This window comes from Mesotoga sp. (genome assembly GCF_035363035.1).
Taxonomy (GTDB): domain Bacteria; phylum Thermotogota; class Thermotogae; order Petrotogales; family Kosmotogaceae; genus Mesotoga.
On the sequence record NZ_DAOSEH010000016.1, the window covers coordinates 18,295 to 34,622 of the forward strand.

14 protein-coding genes are annotated in these 16,328 nt (G+C 49.5%); 10 read left to right on the forward strand and 4 right to left on the reverse strand.

Going from position 1 to position 16,328, the window contains the following annotated elements; genetic code table 11:
* Window positions 1-22: 22 nt before the first annotated feature.
* Together PKX57_RS04425 and hrcA are read right to left on the reverse strand one after the other, a co-directional pair.
* A complete protein-coding gene (locus tag PKX57_RS04425; RefSeq protein WP_472416175.1) occupies window positions 23-586 on the reverse strand; it encodes a nucleotide exchange factor GrpE in 564 nt (187 codons plus the stop codon).
* A gap of 18 nt (window positions 587-604) precedes the next feature.
* A complete protein-coding gene (gene hrcA, locus PKX57_RS04430; RefSeq protein ID WP_472416177.1) occupies window positions 605-1,633 on the reverse strand; it encodes a heat-inducible transcriptional repressor HrcA in 1,029 nt (342 codons plus the stop codon).
* Between the two features lie 122 nt (window positions 1,634-1,755).
* Between hrcA and PKX57_RS04435 the strand changes: the two genes are divergently transcribed.
* The 7 genes from PKX57_RS04435 to murC are packed head-to-tail and all read left to right on the forward strand — an operon-like array spanning window position 1,756 to window position 10,349.
* Window positions 1,756-3,252 carry a UDP-N-acetylmuramoyl-L-alanyl-D-glutamate--2,6-diaminopimelate ligase gene (locus tag PKX57_RS04435; RefSeq protein WP_213921552.1) on the forward strand — a complete coding sequence of 499 codons (1,497 nt, stop codon included), beginning with the start codon at window positions 1,756-1,758 and terminating at the stop codon, window positions 3,250-3,252.
* Window positions 3,249-4,574: a UDP-N-acetylmuramoyl-tripeptide--D-alanyl-D-alanine ligase gene (locus PKX57_RS04440; protein WP_472416179.1), complete on the forward strand. Its 1,326-nt coding sequence runs from the start codon at window positions 3,249-3,251 to the stop codon at window positions 4,572-4,574. The genes PKX57_RS04435 and PKX57_RS04440 overlap by 4 nt, the downstream gene beginning before the upstream one ends.
* Window positions 4,567-5,493: a phospho-N-acetylmuramoyl-pentapeptide-transferase gene (mraY, locus tag PKX57_RS04445; RefSeq protein ID WP_213921554.1), complete on the forward strand. Its 927-nt coding sequence runs from the start codon at window positions 4,567-4,569 to the stop codon at window positions 5,491-5,493. The genes PKX57_RS04440 and mraY overlap by 8 nt, the downstream gene beginning before the upstream one ends.
* 9 nt (window positions 5,494-5,502) lie before the next feature.
* On the forward strand, window positions 5,503-6,837 hold the full coding sequence (gene murD, locus PKX57_RS04450; RefSeq protein ID WP_214049097.1) for a UDP-N-acetylmuramoyl-L-alanine--D-glutamate ligase: 1,335 nt from the start codon (window positions 5,503-5,505) through the stop codon (window positions 6,835-6,837).
* The gene (locus PKX57_RS04455; protein ID WP_472416181.1) at window positions 6,837-7,952 is read left to right on the forward strand and encodes an FtsW/RodA/SpoVE family cell cycle protein; all 1,116 of its coding nucleotides are present in this window, start codon (window positions 6,837-6,839) and stop codon (window positions 7,950-7,952) included. The genes murD and PKX57_RS04455 overlap by 1 nt, the downstream gene beginning before the upstream one ends.
* The gene (locus PKX57_RS04460) at window positions 7,939-9,009 is read left to right on the forward strand and encodes a UDP-N-acetylglucosamine--N-acetylmuramyl-(pentapeptide) pyrophosphoryl-undecaprenol N-acetylglucosamine transferase (protein ID WP_472416183.1); all 1,071 of its coding nucleotides are present in this window, start codon (window positions 7,939-7,941) and stop codon (window positions 9,007-9,009) included. The genes PKX57_RS04455 and PKX57_RS04460 overlap by 14 nt, the downstream gene beginning before the upstream one ends.
* Entirely contained in the window at window positions 9,006-10,349 is a 1,344-nt protein-coding gene (gene murC, locus PKX57_RS04465; RefSeq protein ID WP_213921558.1) for a UDP-N-acetylmuramate--L-alanine ligase, read from the forward strand. Before PKX57_RS04460 ends, murC begins: the two co-directional genes overlap by 4 nt.
* Here the strand turns inward: murC and PKX57_RS04470 are convergent.
* The gene (locus PKX57_RS04470; RefSeq protein ID WP_472416185.1) at window positions 10,327-12,105 is read right to left on the reverse strand and encodes a TIGR03960 family B12-binding radical SAM protein; all 1,779 of its coding nucleotides are present in this window, start codon (window positions 12,103-12,105) and stop codon (window positions 10,327-10,329) included. The genes murC and PKX57_RS04470 overlap by 23 nt on opposite strands.
* Entirely contained in the window at window positions 12,102-13,103 is a 1,002-nt protein-coding gene (locus tag PKX57_RS04475; RefSeq protein ID WP_213921560.1) for a M28 family peptidase, read from the reverse strand. Before PKX57_RS04475 ends, PKX57_RS04470 begins: the two co-directional genes overlap by 4 nt.
* Window positions 13,104-13,408: 305 nt before the next feature.
* Between PKX57_RS04475 and PKX57_RS04480 the strand changes: the two genes are divergently transcribed.
* From PKX57_RS04480 to meaB, 3 genes are all read left to right on the forward strand, one after another.
* Entirely contained in the window at window positions 13,409-15,079 is a 1,671-nt protein-coding gene (locus tag PKX57_RS04480; RefSeq protein WP_213921561.1) for a methylmalonyl-CoA mutase family protein, read from the forward strand.
* A gap of 14 nt (window positions 15,080-15,093) precedes the next feature.
* On the forward strand, window positions 15,094-15,489 hold the full coding sequence (locus PKX57_RS04485; RefSeq protein ID WP_213921562.1) for a cobalamin-dependent protein: 396 nt from the start codon (window positions 15,094-15,096) through the stop codon (window positions 15,487-15,489).
* The coding region (gene meaB, locus PKX57_RS04490; protein ID WP_472416187.1) for a methylmalonyl Co-A mutase-associated GTPase MeaB at window positions 15,486-16,328 on the forward strand (843 nt) is incomplete at its 3' end. The genes PKX57_RS04485 and meaB, both read left to right, overlap by 4 nt.

A 16,328-nucleotide genomic window follows, 5' to 3' on the forward strand; every position in this document is an offset into this window, starting at 1 on the left:
GAAAATCACCTGCCACAGGTTCTCATTCGTCCGCTGGAGAGCTGTTTAGAGCTACCACTACCCTTGCCGGTCTGAGAACCTTCCCGTTGAAATTGTAACCGATCGCATTCACCTTATACACTGCCATGTCCGGTACTTCGTTCGTCGATACGGTCTCGTCCACTTCGTTGGCGAAAGGATCGAAAGGCATTCCGATCTCAGGCTCAATAAAGGAGACCCCCTCGTCCGACATCAGTTTTTCCATCGACTTCGATATCAATTCTATACCCAGAAAAAGACCGTCGTCTCGATTTTGACTGTTGGCCAGCGCCCTATTCAGATCCATGTAGATATCTATTATCCTCAGAACCGTTCTCTCTTTGCTTCTTCTGACCTGTTCTTCCGCTTCCCTGCGTATCGCCGTTTTGAAGTTCTGGAACTCGGCTCTCAACCTTGCGTTTTCTTCTATCAGGTCCTTGACCGATGCCTTCAATTCATCTATCTCAACTTTTGAAGCACTTTCCGTTTCAAATGAGTTTTCCTGCACTCCGAAAGGAGTCTCGTTTTGATCCATGTTGTTGATGGCTTCTTCGCGCTTTTCGTCCATAAAGTTTCCTCCTGTCTGCTATCTGTTCGAAAAAACCTCCGAAAGTCTGTTTATAGAGAATTCGAGATAGCCCGTTATCTTCTCGTAATACGACAGCTTCGGAGTCACTATATAAACCGTACCTATCTTCTCATCGTTTCTGGTGTAAGGAGAAGCGAATATAGAGTAGTTCTTCATCTCCTCCCTGCCAATCTCCTGGCCTATGAAAGCCTTTGGAGAATCTACCTCTCCCAGTTCCTTTAGGAGTCCCTCAAGGTTTTTGGGATTCTCTATCGCCCTTACAAGATCTGTGACATCTTGAGAGTCAAGATACTCACTGACTATGACGAACTCTAGTCCATACCTAAAATACTTCTCTTCGTTTTCCTTGTCGAATATACTTTGCAGGAAGTGAAGTATCTCCTGTACTCTCCTGTCGTACCATTGATCCTCTTTTATTTCGACGTTCCTGATGCCCTTTCGTATCTCGCCTATGGTCTTTCCGACCACCGCCATGTTGATTTGTCTTTGGAAAGTATCGACGTCAAATTCGCTAAAGCCCGTAAAAACAGTGGTGTTCAAACTCACGCCCAGATCGGTGATCACCGAAACGTTCAGGTAACTCTCGGCTATTCTGGATATCGAAATCGACCTCACGACCAGTCTATCTAGTTTCGGCTTCTCGATTATCACGAAGGCCGAGGCTGCGTGAGCGAGAATCCTGGTCATGCCCTGTAGTAGTCTTTCGGTATCGCCCATGAAGCTGGCCTGGCGGATGGCTATGGCCACGTTGCTCTCCTGCAAGTCCCTGGAGATGCTCTTTATTGAATCGAGATAAAATCTCAATCCCTTGTCCGTCAGAACCCTACCGGCCGATGTGTGCGGCTGGTTGATATACCCCAGAAACTCGAGCTTTCTCATATCGTTCCTTACCGTCGCCGAGCTGAAATTGAGGTTTGAATGCTCGAGAACCTGTTTCGAACTCACGGGCTTGCCGGTGGATATGTACTCTCTCGATATACAGTAAAGAACTCTTACCTGTCTGGAGTTTAGATCCGGACCAATCATTCGCCTTCTAGACATTTAGCACTCCTTCCAAAAGACTGCTAATTAATGTTAGCATACGCCGCCTCAGTTGTCAAGTTCAGGGAGCGATGATACAATCTTCTAGAGCGAAAGGGGTGTGATTCATGAGATTGTCTCAGATCATAGAACTCCTCGGCAACAACGTCCTTCAGGTAGTGAACCCCGGTAATGTTGACCCCGAATTTGAGCATGTGGAGAGCGATTCAAGAATTCTCAAAGAGAATGTTCTCTTCATATGCATAAAGGGTCAGGCTTTCGACTCGCACCTGATTGCCAAAGAGCTGCAAAAAAAGGGTGCGGTTGCGCTGATAGCCGAGACTGTCATTGAAGATGAAGAGTTATTCATTCCCATCGTTTACGTGAAAAGTACCCGTCTCGTAGAGGCTTTGTTGACCATGGAGGAGTACAACCACCCCTATCGTAAACTAACGACTATAGGAGTCACCGGTACAAACGGAAAGACGACGATAACCACTCTCATATATCATGTGCTCTCTATTTTTGAGAGGAAAGCCTCCCTCATCGGGACTGTGAGAAACGTGGTCGGCGAAAACGTATATACGAACCCCAAGAACACCACGCCTGGTCCTTTCGAGCTGGCCAGACTCCTTCAACTTTCGAACAAATTGAAGTCCGAATACTTCGTCATGGAAGTCTCTTCACATTCGCTTTCCATGAACAGAGTCGAGGGCATGAGGTTCGATGTTGGTATCATAACCAACGTTACGCGGGACCACCTGGATTTTCACTTCTCCTTTGAAGATTACTACAGGGCTAAGATGCACCTGTTTTCGCTTTTGAAATCCAACGGTATAGCCGTAGTGAACGGAGACAAAATAAACATCGCAGACATTCACATATCCAGAAGCCGCATCATAACGTACGGTTTCGGAGACGAGTCGGATTACAGGATCGAAGATCTCGATGTTTCCCGCACCGGAATGGATTTTACCATTCACACTCCTTTCGGTTCCTCTCAGAGGGTTTACACCCGCCTGATAGGGGAGCACAACGCGTACAACGTGGCGGCCGCCATCGCCGCGCTCAATTCGTTGAATTACGATATGGATCATATAATAAAGGCTATTTCTTCTTTTGGTGGAGTGCCCGGGAGGTTCGAATTCGTCGAAGAGGCCACCAAGTACGGTTTCGATGTCGTTATAGACTTCGCCCACACGCCAGATGCTCTGGAAAAACTTCTGCGCACCGCCAGAAGGCTCAGCCCTGGGAGGTTGATCCTCGTCTTTGGAGCAGGTGGATCGGCAGACAAAGGAAAGAGACCTTTGATGTCGGAAGTTTCTTCGCGGTTCAGCGATGTGGTGATTCTGACCTCCGACGATCCGAAAAACGACGATCCTCTGGAGATACTTCAAGATCTGGAGAGCGGCATCGACAAATTCAAGCCTTATCTCGTGATCCCGGATAGGAAAGAGGCCATTTCCGTCGCCCTTACGCTGGCCAACAGGCAGGATATGGTTTTGATAGCCGGCAGGGGGCACGAAGACTTCCAGATTCTCAAGGACAGGAAAGTGCCTTTCAACGATAAGCAAGTCGTTAAAGATATTTTAGAAACTAAATTCCGGAGGCACATCAAGAAGTGAATTCTAATGAAGCGGTCGAAGAGTTTCTGAAGCTCACGGAAAATCGTAAAATCTCCGTCGATTCCAGAGAAATAAAGGAAGGTGACGTTTTTCTGGCCCTTAAGGGAGAGAAGATCGACGGCAACGATTTCGTGCTCGATGCCCTAAACAGGGGGGCGGCTTCCGCTTTCACTTCACGAAAATTCAACGATAAACGTGCCATATACTGTCAAGATATAAAGGATCTACTGATGAGGGCCAGCAGGCTGCTACTGGCCGGAGCGCATTTCGAAAAGCTGATCTCGATAACGGGCTCGAATGGCAAAACAACGACCAAAGAGATAGTGGCCTTTCTCCTCTCGAAGATCGGCAGGACTTTCAAAACCGAGGGCAATCTGAACACCGAAATCGGGCTGCCGTTATCTCTTATAAACGGCAGGAGAGAATTTCTTTTTGCCAGATTCGGTGTCTTTGAGCTTGGCACCAACAACAAGGGCGATCTGGAAAAGCTGGTATCGCTTCTGGAGCCTCAGGTCTGCGTTCTTCTCAATGTCGGCAGCGCCCATCTGGGCAATTTTGGGAGTCCGGAAGACCTTCTCAAGGAAAAGCTGTCCATTTTCAATTCTAGACGCATGACCACCGCGATAACGAACGGTGACGATACGAGAATCAAGGAGTTCGTTCGAAACCTCAAATGCGAGAAGTACTTTTTTGGAACCGGCAGGTACGATTTTACTCTCGTTGATTTTTCGTACGACGACCGGAGCACTAAGGTGCATTTCGTGAGCGACGGGGACAAGTTCGTAAGGTTGAACGGTTTGTGGAGCGCCGGACAGATAATGGATTTCGGTGCGGCATACCTCGTCGCGAAAGGCTGTGGCCTTGAGGAACCGGCCATAGATATCGCCGGTTTAAGCCTCTCCTTCAACGACCGTTTCAAAGTCGAAAAAATCCACGGAATGACTCTGATAAGCGATTTCTACAACAGTAGTCTCGAGTCGTGGAGGTCGGCCGTCGATTCTATAAAGAAAATCGAGTCGAAAAGGAAGATAGCCGTTGTGGGCTCGATACTTGAACAGGGTACTCACAGCGGCGATACACACATGGAACTGGGAAAGATACTCGGAGCGTTCGACGAAGTCCTCTTCTTCAACACGGACCGTGATATCGAGATGGCTTGCGGAACGGTGAAGCCGGTTCTCATCAGCGATGATGTGAGAGAGCTGGCTTGGTGGTTGAAGGAGAACGCGAAGAAAGGCGATCTGATTTTCTTCAAGGCCTCGCGCAGCGTTTTTCTGGAGAGAGTCTTCGGAAAGTTCATGGAGTTGATTAAAGATGGTTGATCAGGTTCTCTCGTTTTTAATTCCGCTGGTTGCAACGGCAATCCTTCTGGAACCCTTCAAGCGGTTCCAGAGGAAATACAAGATAGGCCAGTACATACGGCAGGAGGGACCGGATCTCCACAATTACAAAACCGGTACTCCGACGGCCTCCGGCGTCATCTTCATACCGATCTCGCTGATCGTCATGATCCTTTTTTCCCGGCAACCGGAAACGCTCATCGTCGTGTCGGCCGGTATCCTCTTCGGCGCAGTCGGTTTGATCGACGATATTTCGAAGATAGCCAAGAAGAATGCTGCCGGTTTGAGCGGCAAGAGGAAGTTGCTCCTGCAGTTCGTATTTGCTTCTATCGTGGTACTTATGATTCAGCTTTACAATCCCCATACATCTATGAAGATCCCCTTCGGTGGCGAGATAGAATTCGGTTTTCTGTATTACATAATCTCCGCAATAGTTCTTGCTGGCATGAGCAATGCAGTCAATCTTTCCGACGGGATAGATGGGCTCGCGGGTTCTATGTTCATCTTCTCGCTAATACCTCTCTTTGCCCTTCCATTGTGGCAGAATGGAATAATCGCCCCGATCTGCGGGGCTCTGGCCGGTTTCTTGTGGCACAACTGGTTTCCGGCATCAGTTTTCATGGGAGATACGGGCGCGCTCGGTTTGGGGGGTATGCTGGCCACGGTTTTCGCGATCGAAGGTAGAGAGATCTTCCTGATTTTTTTCGGCGTCATGTTCATAATTGAAATGTTCAGTGTGATACTTCAGGTGGGATCCTTCAAGCTCTTTGGGAGAAGGATATTCAGGATGTCGCCCATTCATCACCACTTTGAACTCAAAGGCTGGAAGGAAACAAAGATCACTTTCAGATTTTCGTTGCTTGCATTGACCGCGGCCGTCGTTGGTCTGCTGGCCTGGTAGGTGGAGGACGTGTTGAAAAGCAAAATGGGTTTTGTGGGGTTTGGAATATCCAACTATAGATTGCTCAGGGTGCTCGGCAAGGAGTATCCATCTTCTTCTTTCTTCGTATCGGATATGGGATCGATCGAGGGAGAACCCATGGAATTCCTGAAAAAAAACGATATAGAGTTTGAAGATAACGGTCATACGGAAAGACTTATGGAATGCGACAGCTTCGTGGTATCACCGGGAGTTTCGCCGTTCTCGAAAGTCGGGAGGGCCATTCTCGAGAGTGAAAAGCTCTTCACTACCGAACTGGAAGTATCCCTGGATATCCTGAAATCGAAACCTCACGGGGTGATAATCGGAATCACAGGAACTAACGGAAAATCCACCACGGTCACCATGCTCAGCCATGTGCTCGCGGCCAGGGGAAAGACGGTCTTTCAGGGCGGAAATCTGGGCGATCCGCTGGCAGGAATACTGGGAGAGACCCTTGAGTACTACGTTCTAGAAGTCAGTTCATTCCAGCTGAAGTGGTTCAGCAGAAGCGATCCCCGGTTCCATTTGTCGGCCGTCATCAACATCGGCGAGGACCATATAGACTACCATACAACGTACGAAGACTACCGACAGTCAAAACTCCGGCTGGTCGATATGACGGAGGGCTTTTCCCTGCTTCCCGTGTGCGAGAAGGACTTTTTTAATGGCAAGCCTCAACAGGGTAAGATACTCCCCTTTTCGATGCACGGCAAGACCGATTACTGTTACGATATGGGTAAGTTGAGAGTAGACGGGGAGTCTTTCGATAGCGGGGAGCTGCCTTATGAGGGAATTCACAATTTTGAAGACACTCTGGTGGTCATGGCTCTTGCAAATCTTCTGGGTATGCCTATGAGAGGAGTCTTCGAAGATCTCAAAAAGTACGAGTTCCTCTCTCACAGGCTTCAGCTGGTTGGAGAGATAGATGGTGTAAAATATTACGATGATTCTAAGGCAACCAACGCACACGCCGTAGTGGCGGCGCTGAAGAACTTCAACCCCGAGAAGACCGTTCTTGTGCTTGGTGGGAAGGAAAAGGATGAGACCTACATCGAGCTGCTCCAGGTCTTAAAAGGGTTGAAAGGTATTATCGTACTCGGCAACTCGATGAAATCTCTGATCCAGAAGATGAGAACGTCGGGAATAAACTTCCAGCTGGCAGGTTCCATGGAAGAAGCCGTGGAGACAGGTAGACGGAATTCGTGCAGCGGCGACAGTGTCGTTCTCAGCCCGGCCGGTTCCAGCTACGATCTTTACAGGAATTATAAAGAGAGGGGAGACCATTTCAAGAGCATAGTCAACTCGCTTGCAGTGGGGAAGTAATGAAGAAGACTTATTTGATGCTCGCTCTTTTTACAAGTATCTTCCTGATTTTCGGATTCGTTTTTATCTACAGTGCCGGAATCAGCATGGAGGCAAGGCACCCCGACGTCAGCGCTTCGGAATTCCTGGAGAAGCAGCTGATAGCTTTCGCGATAGGTCTGGCCGGCGCGCTCGTTATGATCTATCTGAAGGGCTCCTGGCATTTCAAGAAGGCCTTCACGATTTACTATCCCCTCACGCTTATTCTCCTGGTGGCAGTACTCTTTTTCCCCGACAGGGGAGGATCTCACAGGTGGCTGGATATCGGCAGTCTTTCCCTCCAGATCTCCGAGTTCGCCAAGATATCTCTGCTTATGGTTCTGGCCAGTTATCTGGGAAATATAAAGAAGAGATCTTTCCTAAATACCTTTCTGATTCCTATCGGTCTCGTTTTGCCGGTAGCCTTTCTTGTTTTCATTGAGCCCGATCTGTCGACGACCGGTATTCTCGTGGCCATAACCTTCGTGATGATGATCGTCGGAGGTATAAAGCTGCGCTACATATTACTCGCCATAGTGCTGGGGGTACTGATCATCCTAATTCTTTACAGCGGAGGATTTATCAAGCCCTACCAGCTGGAGCGAATAACCTCGTTCCTCACATCTATAACCGGCGAGGAGCACGAACAGGTTTCCTATTCGATCATGGCCATCTCTTCGGGCGGACTGCTGGGTAAAGGTCTTGGCATGGGACTTGTGAAGTACTATCTCCCGGTGAGTTACTCGGATTTCATCTTCGCAGTGATCGGTGAAGAACTGGGACTCATAGGGATCTTGGTACTCATGCTGGCCTACGTGGGTTTTATCAGGGAGTTGATACTCGCGGGACTCAAGGGGCCGTCGAAACTTGAAGGCAAGCTGTACATAATAGGTTTTGCGCTGTATATAATGATTCAGGCCACTATAAACATCGCGGTCAATCTGGGCCTCTTTCCCCCGACGGGGGTCACCCTTCCCTTCGTCAGCTCTGGAGGCTCTTCGATAATGTCGCTGATGATCGGTTACGGCCTGGTATTCGCGATTCTTATAGAGAAAGAAGAAGAAAACAAGGCGAGCGAAACACATGAGAAGACTTAAGATAGCCTTTTGTGGCGGTGGCACCGGCGGGCATTATTATCCGGCCGTCGCTCTTCTTCAGGAGATAACCAGGCGCACCGACTTCGATTTACTGTACTTCACGGTAAAGGGAAAGATAGACGACAGGAGTGTGGAAAGAGACTTTCCGGGGGTTTCACGGATACCGCTGGAACTCACGGGACTTTTGAGGCCGCTTTACAGACCGGGAAACATCCCGATACTCTTCTCTCATATGATGGCCAAAAAACAAGTTATTAGAAGTCTGAGAGATTTTAGACCCGATTTCCTCTTTTCGACTGGCGGTTACGTTTCCTTCCCTGTTATAAAAGCGGCTCACGAACTGGAAATTCCGGTATTCATACATGAACAGAATTCGATCGCCGGCATAACCAACAAAAAGATGGCCAGATACGCTGAATACTTTTTTATCTCTTTCGAAGAGACCGCCGGTGAAGTGAAGCTACCGGCAGCACGCGTTGTACTTTCGGGAAATCCGGTCAGAGAAAGCACCAAATCGAGAGAGGAGGTACTGGAGGGATTCGGTTTTTCCTGCGAATTTCCCTTCGTCGTCGTCCTCGGGGGCAGTCTCGGATCTTCGGTTATAAACGACGCCTGCGAAAAGTTGTATGTCCTGCTTGAAGAGTCAAATACGCGTATGAACTTTCTGCATTCGACGGGAGATGAAGAAAAAGCGAAGGATTTGCTGCGTTTTTCTTTCGTGAGGTCTTTTGCCTATATAGAGAATCTTTCCGATGCGATAGCTGTTTCGGATCTCGTAATTTCCAGGGCCGGTGCGACCACTATCGCCGAGCTACAGTATCACGGTAGAAAGGGTATAATAATACCGTGGCCTGGAGCAGCGGAAAATCATCAATTGCACAATGCGATTTCACTGGAGAGACTTGGTCTTGGTTATGTTATACTGGAAAGTGATCTAACCCCAGAAAAGCTGTTCGTTGCAATGCAAGAGATGTTGGTTAAAGATATCGGTTACATGCCTCCAAGAAGACCTGTTGATATTATTTTGGATTATATACTCCGGGAGGAATCGATTTGAAATACCATTTCATTGGCATTGGCGGAATAGGAATGAGCGGTCTGGCAATGCATTTAGCATCTGAGGGATACCAGGTATACGGTTCGAACTACGAAGAGAACGAGAGGGTAGAATATCTTAGAGCCCGGGGGATAGGTGTTTGTATAGGCCATTCTTCCGAGAATTTCGACAGACCAGATCTTGTGATAAGGACTACGGCGATAAAACAGGGAAATCCCGAACTCGTAAGGGCTATCTCCGAAGATGTTCCCACTATTTACAGAATGGAATTGTTACAAAAGATCCTCGCCGGCAATATATCTACATGCATCACCGGTACCGACGGCAAGACGACCACCACCGCCATGGTTGCCAAGATACTCTTCGATGACGGGAGGGACCCTACGGTCTTTCTGGGCGGGTTGAATTCCTTTCTCACCGACGGTAATTACAGGAGAGGTGGCAACGTTATCGTTAGCGAGCTGGATGAGAGCGACGGCTTTTTCGCCTCTTTCAAACCTGAGAACGCTATAATTACCAACGTCAGAGGCGATCATCTTGAGCACTACGATAATTCCTTCGACAACCTGAAAAACCATTTCAGGTACTTCTCCAGGGGGGTAAAGAACCTCCTGGTATTCAACGCCGATGATCCGGTTTCCGAAAGGCTTTTCAAAGGCGGAATCACCTTTGGCAAAGAAAAAGGGTTGTATCGTTTTTCCAATAGAAAGACCTGTCTGATGAGTCAGACCTTCAGCTGTTGGCGCGGCGACAGCCATATGGGACAGATCAAGCTGATGATACCAGGTGAATACAACGCCTACAACGCGACAGCGGCGGTTGCGCTGACCCACGAACTTGGAGTGTCGATAGACACGATCAAAGCCTCCCTGGAGTCTTTCAGGTCTGTTGATAGAAGATTCACGTTCAGAGGTATGGACAACAGCAGGAACCTCTTTTTCTTCGACGATTACGCCCACACTCCAGACGAGATAAGCAGCACCATAAGGGGTGCCAGGGAGTTCTTTCCAGACAAGAATGTAATCGTGGTTTTTCAGCCGCACAGGTACTCCCGCCTCGTGAGGGAGAATGGCCGCTTTGCGCTCTCTTTGAGAGATGCAAGCGAGGTCTGTGTCTATAAACTCTACGAAGCTTACGAGAAGGGTCAGTACGCGATCGACGAAACCGAGGTCTTGAAGGGACTCAGCAGTTACGGAGTCCCCGCGGTCCACGCGGTTAACTACAACGAGATACTGGACTGGCTGGAAAGAAAAAGGGATGCCGTTGTCCTCTTTCTGGGTGCGGGAGATATAACAGAAGCATCAAAGCTGAGTGCTCTCAAACTTTGCGCAACACATTAGATATTCCCAGATTTCCACATACCGAACAATCCGTGCATCCGGCCCACCTGCAATCAGGTGTAGTCTGTTCTTTCAGTGACCTGAAGTATTCGCTCACCAGATATTTCTTTGAGACACCCAGCGAGATATGTTCCCAGGGTAGCGTCTCGTCGGTAGAGTAACCCTTGAAGTAACCCTCCGTATCGATCGAGGCGATTTTTAAGGCTTCGTCCCAGATCCTCCGGTCGAACTGGTCGTCCCATTCATCGAATATCGCTCCAAGTCTGTAGGCCTCGTAAACGGCTCTCCCTACTTTTCTATCGCCGCGACTCAAAATACCCTCGACCGGCCCGTTCGAGGGATTGTGAACTTTAATGTCTATACCCCTTCCGGAAAAGCCCCTCAAGAATTCGGCCTTCTGACGGGCCTCGTTTTCGTCTATCTGCCTGTAAAACTGAAACGGCGTGTGCGGTTTTGGTATGAAAACGGCAACAGATACGGCCAGTTCTTTGAATCCGATCGCCTTGACCCTTCTGCTGAGTTTCACTATCCCTTCGATATCTTCGGAAGTTTCTGTGGGAAGGCCGATCATGAAGTACAGCTTCAACCTCTGCCAGCCTTTTTTCCTGGCTATCACAGCGCAGTCCAGAAGATCTTTCTCGGTCACGTTCTTGTTTATGACATTTCTCAACCTCTGCGTTCCGGCCTCAGGTGCGAAAGTCAGACCGGTCTTCCTTACGGAAGCTATTCTGGAAGCGATCTCCACGTCGAAAGCGTCGATTCTAGAACTCGGTAGAGAGAGGGCAATCTTACGGGGTTCCATTAGCGGCAAAAGAGAGTCGGTAAGTTCGCCTATCTGAGAGTGGTCCATCGTTGAGAGCGAGAGCAAGGAAACCTCGTCATACCCGGTCCCTCTCAATATTTCTCTCACTCCTTCCGCGATCTCTTCCTTCACTCTCTCGCGGACTGGCCGGTAAAAGATCCCGGCCTGGCAAAACCTGCAACCCCTGTTACAGCCCCTCATCACTTCGACGATCGCCCTGTCGTGTATCACCTTCATGAAAGGCACCACGGGCCTTCCATCTATTCCGTAATCGGAGATGTCGGCAACGGCAGCCTTTACGACGTTTCTCTTTCCGGCCGAGGGAATATAAACGCCACGAACTTCGGAGATGATCTCCAGAAGCTCCCTCCTTTTCCCCGATCTGAGAAGATCGAGGTTCTTCTCGATCAGTCCACACACTTCCAGCATCGCCTCTTCGCCGTCTCCGATAACGAAAGCGTCGAAGAAGTCAGACATCGGTTCGGGATTGGAAGCGCATGGCCCGCCCCCGAGAACGATAGGCTCGTGCGTTCTATTTCTCTGAAACAGAGGTATCCCCGCCAGTTCGAGAAGCGCAAGAACGTTCGTGTACCCGAGCTCGTACTGGAGCGTGATACCGACTATGTCGAATTCCAGAGCCGGAGAGTAAGTCTCCAGAGAGAAAAGCGGCACGGAATTCCCTCGCATTTCGTCGATCATATCCTTCCAGGGAAGATAAGTTCTCTCGGCGAAGGTAGAGTCTCTGGAGTTCAACTCTCTGTAAAGGACTTTGAAACCCAGGTGCGACATTCCCACCTCGTAAGCGTCCGGAAAGGCCAGCAGGACTCTCAGCTTTCCCATCGTATCTTTGAGGACCGCGTTCAACTCCTTACCAATATACCGGCTGGGCTTTCCTACACGCGTCAGGACGCCCGAGGATACCAGCCACTTCCTTATATCTTCAGAGACGGTCATGGAATCTGAAACTCTGTGGCTAGAGAGAACATGAGCTTGACGAGGTTGTCATAATCTTCCATAGATATGTATTCGGTCTCCGAGTGAAGGTTCTTAACGGCCAGAGAAAGAGGCACCATCTTCACGCCGTGCTGTTGAAAAGGTATTCCGTCGGTTCCGCCGCCGGTAACTCCGACTTGAAGTGGAAGGCCTTTATCCCTGGCGTGTTCCACTATTTTTCTGCCGGTCTGGTAATCGCCCAGAGAAGATGTGTCCGACATTCGAAGCACAGGCCCGTTGCCCGGCCTGACGTCTCCGGTGAGTCTGGAACAGCAGGCGAAAGAGTCGACGGGAAAGAAGAGCGAAGGTTTGATTCTCTCGGAGAGGGCCCGTGCACCGATCAATCCTATCTCTTCCTGCACCGTCCAGGAAAACAACACCTTCCTGGGAAGATCGATTTTCACGAGAAGATCGAGAAGATCCAGAAGCGCGAGACAGCCGAACCTGTCATCGAGAGACCTCACCGCCACAAACTTTTCGTTCAGGATCGATATCTGCTTTCTGAAAACGGCGTAATCGAGAACTTCTATGCCCATAGACTCGGCCTCTTCCTTCGAAGAAGCTCCCAAGTCTATCGAGAGACTCTGCCACGACAGGTCCGTCTTCTCCTTAAGGTGGGGAGGGGTGATGCCTATTACACCGTCTATGGACTCTCCGGAGGAAGTTATCACGTCCATATGTCGCCCCACCAGAAGTTCGTCGGGAACACCGCCTAGCTTCTTGAAATTGAGTGTCCCGTCGCTGTTAACTCCTGTTATCAGAAGACCTATCTCATCCATGTGCGCTGCGAAGGCGATACTGGAATCGCCCTGACCTATTTCGATTGTGACGTTTCCCAGATCATCTATTTGCGGTTCTATCTCTTGAGGTATCATTTCGAGAATTTTGGACCTTATCATCTCTTCGCGGCCGGTGATTCCCGGAACGAACACCACTTCTGTCAATCTGTCGAGATCCATGAGATTACCTCCTTGTGGTAGTCAACCATTGCGTCATATTTATAGACCGTCCCGAAAACGGAACTCTCGCGGGATTGTGGCCGATCCTTCGGCGATGGAAGTCTGAGCGTTTTACCGCGCATATCTTTTCTCCCACTCGTTCGATTTCCTCCCTATTATAGCCTACGGAAAAGAAGATATGAACTTGAGTCCACAAAGGAGGTCTGGCCAGTTATAATCGGTATTGATCACAATTGACGGGTGGCTGTATTTGATTTATCTTGAATATGAAAGATCTATAAAGACTTCGAAATGGAGGATGAGAAATGAACAATCCAGAAAATCTCAAGAAAGTCAAAGAAGAATGGAAGGAAAAGAAGGTTTTGCCACTGTTGAGGAAATTCCCCGAGAGAAAGAGTCAATTCAAAACGTCGTTCGACGGTGATATCGATATCCTCTATACCCCCGAAGATCTTCCGCCCGACGGCTACGACCAGGCGCTTGGCTTTCCGGGACAGTATCCGTTCACGCGAGGTGTACAACCGACGATGTACAGGGGAAGGTTCTGGACTATGAGGCAATACGCCGGATTTGGAACGGCGGAAGAGTCGAACGAAAGGTACAGATATCTCCTCTCTCAAGGTCAGACCGGTCTTTCGGTGGCCTTCGATCTCCCCACACAGATCGGTTACGATTCAGACGATCAGATGGCCGAGGGAGAGGTCGGGAAGGTGGGCGTCGCCATCGACTCGCTCGAAGATATGGAGGTTCTTTTCGAGGGGATACCGCTCGACAAGGTAAGTACGTCTATGACGATAAACTCCACGGCGGCCATACTTCTGGCCATGTACATAGCCGTTGGAGAAAAGCAGGGAGTCGATCCCTCGAGATTAACGGGAACGATTCAAAACGATATATTGAAGGAATACATCGCCAGAGGAACCTACATCTTTCCGCCAGACGCTTCGATGAGACTGATAACCGATATATTCGAATACTGTTCGAAGGCACTACCGGATTTCAACACTATAAGCATTAGCGGGTACCACATAAGAGAGGCAGGCGCAGATGCCGCTCAGGAAGTGGCTTTCACGCTTGCCGACGGTATAGCCTACGTAGAATCTGCGATAAAAGCCGGTCTGGATCCAAATGTTTTTGGAAAGAGGCTTTCTTTCTTCTTCAATTCTCACAACAACTTCCTCGAAGAGATCGCCAAATTTCGTGCCGCACGAAGGCTCTGGGCGAAGATAATGAAAGACAGGTTCGGTGTCACCGACGAAAAAGCCATGATGCTCAGATTCCACACTCAGACCGGCGGTTCTACCCTCACCGCACAGCAACCGATGAACAATATAATCAGGGTGGCTTTCCAGGCCCTGGCCGCTGTTCTGGGCGGTACGCAATCCCTTCACACCAACTCCTTCGACGAGGCGCTCGGCCTGCCGACACAGGATTCGGTTACCATAGCCCTCAGAACACAGCAGATAATCGCCTGTGAAACCGGAGTAACGGACACGGTAGATCCGGTAGGAGGATCTTACTACGTTGAAAACCTGACCGACAGGATCGAGAAGCTCGCGTTGGATTACCTCCAGAAGATCGACGATCTCGGGGGAATGGTCAAGGCCGTCCAGGAAGGTTACATACAGAAGGAGATTCTGAACACCGCTTACAACTACCAGCTCAAAGTCGAAAGAGAAGAGCAGGTGATCGTGGGTGTAAACCAGTACCTCTCCGATGAAAATCTGAAGAAGGATATTCTCAAAATCGATCCGGTCATCGAAGAGAAGCAGAGAAACAAACTGGCTGCGCTCAAACGAAGGCGAAATTCACAGGTGGTCGAAGAGGCCTTGAAGGAACTCAAAAAAGCCGCGCTGGGCTCTGAAAACCTCTTCCCTATCATACTGAATGCAGTCAAAAGTTATGCGACACTCGGAGAGATTTCAAATACCCTCAGGGATGTCTTCGGAGAGTACACCGAAGCCGTCATTCTTTGAGATAAAGAGGTGAAATGATGAAAAGAGTAAAGGTACTCGTTGCAAAACCGGGACTCGACGGACACGACAGGGGCGCTAAAGTAGTGGCGATGGCGCTCAGGGATGCCGGCATGGAAGTGATCTACACCGGCCTCAGGCAATCGGCCGACGAGGTGGTGAAGGCTGCCCTTCAGGAAGACGTGGATATAATCGGTCTCTCCATCCTTTCTGGTGCACACATGAGGATCTGCGAGAAGGTTCTCAATCTCATGAAGGAAAAGGGGATAGATGAAAAGCCCGTCTTCGTGGGGGGTATAATACCGGCCGAAGACGCTCTGGAGCTAAAGAAGATGGGGATTCTCGAAGTCTTCGGTCCAGGAACGCCTTTGAAGGCAATAGTCGATTCGATAAAGGGTGCAGTAGATAAATGAGCGAGAGGCTTTTTTATGCAAATCAACTCGCCATCTCGAGAACTTTGACCAGAATAGAGAACGACAGATCGGTCGCCAGAGAGATCATAGGTTCGCTGGAAGAGAGAGATTATCACGTTGTGGGTATCACGGGCAGCCCCGGTGCCGGAAAATCTACCCTTACCGACCGGCTCGCCCTCTTGAGTTCTAAAGAGAAAAGAACTGCGATAATCGCCATCGATCCTTCAAGCCCCTTCACAGGCGGGGCCTTCCTGGGAGACAGGATAAGGATGAAGAGCTCCACGAAGAGCGAAGAGATATTCGTGAGATCCATGGCCAGCCGCGGTAAGGTTGGCGGCCTGAGCCCTTCGATCTACGATGCCGTCGAGTTCCTCGGCCGGAGCGGTTTCGACAGGGTGTTCGTCGAAACGGTCGGAGCCGGCCAGTCCGAAACGGATATTGAGAACCTGGCCGACGTGGTTCTGCTGGTTTTGGCGCCGGGTTTGGGAGACGATGTTCAGACGATGAAGGCGGGAATAATGGAGATCGGGGATATCTTCGCGGTAAACAAAATGGACCTGCCCGGAGCGTCACAGCTTGCGACGAGGACAGGTGCCATTCTTGAAATGAGCGGCAGAGAGCTTCCGGTAATTCTGACCAATTCGATCAACGGTCAGGGAGTGGAAGAACTTCACAACCTTATCGAAAAGGCTCTGGGAGAACTCGATATCAGCGGAGCGATCGAAGAGAAGAGGCGCCGGCGTACACTTTACAACAATTTGAACAGCGTGTACCAAATCATAAAGGAAGACTTCTCGGAAAATGCTAAACTCGAAGAGTTAATGAATTATCTTCTAGAA

Excerpts from the sequence above, each read along its gene's own strand:
- PKX57_RS04425 (WP_472416175.1), bottom strand. The coding sequence starts at position 586 with ATGGACGAAAAGCGCGAAGAAGCCATCAACAACATGGATCAAAACGAG.
- hrcA (WP_472416177.1), bottom strand. The coding sequence starts at position 1,633 with ATGATTGGTCCGGATCTAAACTCCAGACAGGTAAGAGTTCTTTACTGT.
- PKX57_RS04435 (WP_213921552.1), top strand. The coding sequence starts at position 1,756 with ATGAGATTGTCTCAGATCATAGAACTCCTCGGCAACAACGTCCTTCAG.
- mraY (WP_213921554.1), top strand. The coding sequence starts at position 4,567 with ATGGTTGATCAGGTTCTCTCGTTTTTAATTCCGCTGGTTGCAACGGCA.
- PKX57_RS04455 (WP_472416181.1), top strand. The coding sequence starts at position 6,837 with ATGAAGAAGACTTATTTGATGCTCGCTCTTTTTACAAGTATCTTCCTG.
- PKX57_RS04460 (WP_472416183.1), top strand. The coding sequence starts at position 7,939 with ATGAGAAGACTTAAGATAGCCTTTTGTGGCGGTGGCACCGGCGGGCAT.
- PKX57_RS04470 (WP_472416185.1), bottom strand. The coding sequence starts at position 12,105 with ATGACCGTCTCTGAAGATATAAGGAAGTGGCTGGTATCCTCGGGCGTC.
- PKX57_RS04475 (WP_213921560.1), bottom strand. The coding sequence starts at position 13,103 with ATGGATCTCGACAGATTGACAGAAGTGGTGTTCGTTCCGGGAATCACC.
- PKX57_RS04480 (WP_213921561.1), top strand. The coding sequence starts at position 13,409 with ATGAACAATCCAGAAAATCTCAAGAAAGTCAAAGAAGAATGGAAGGAA.
- PKX57_RS04485 (WP_213921562.1), top strand. The coding sequence starts at position 15,094 with ATGATGAAAAGAGTAAAGGTACTCGTTGCAAAACCGGGACTCGACGGA.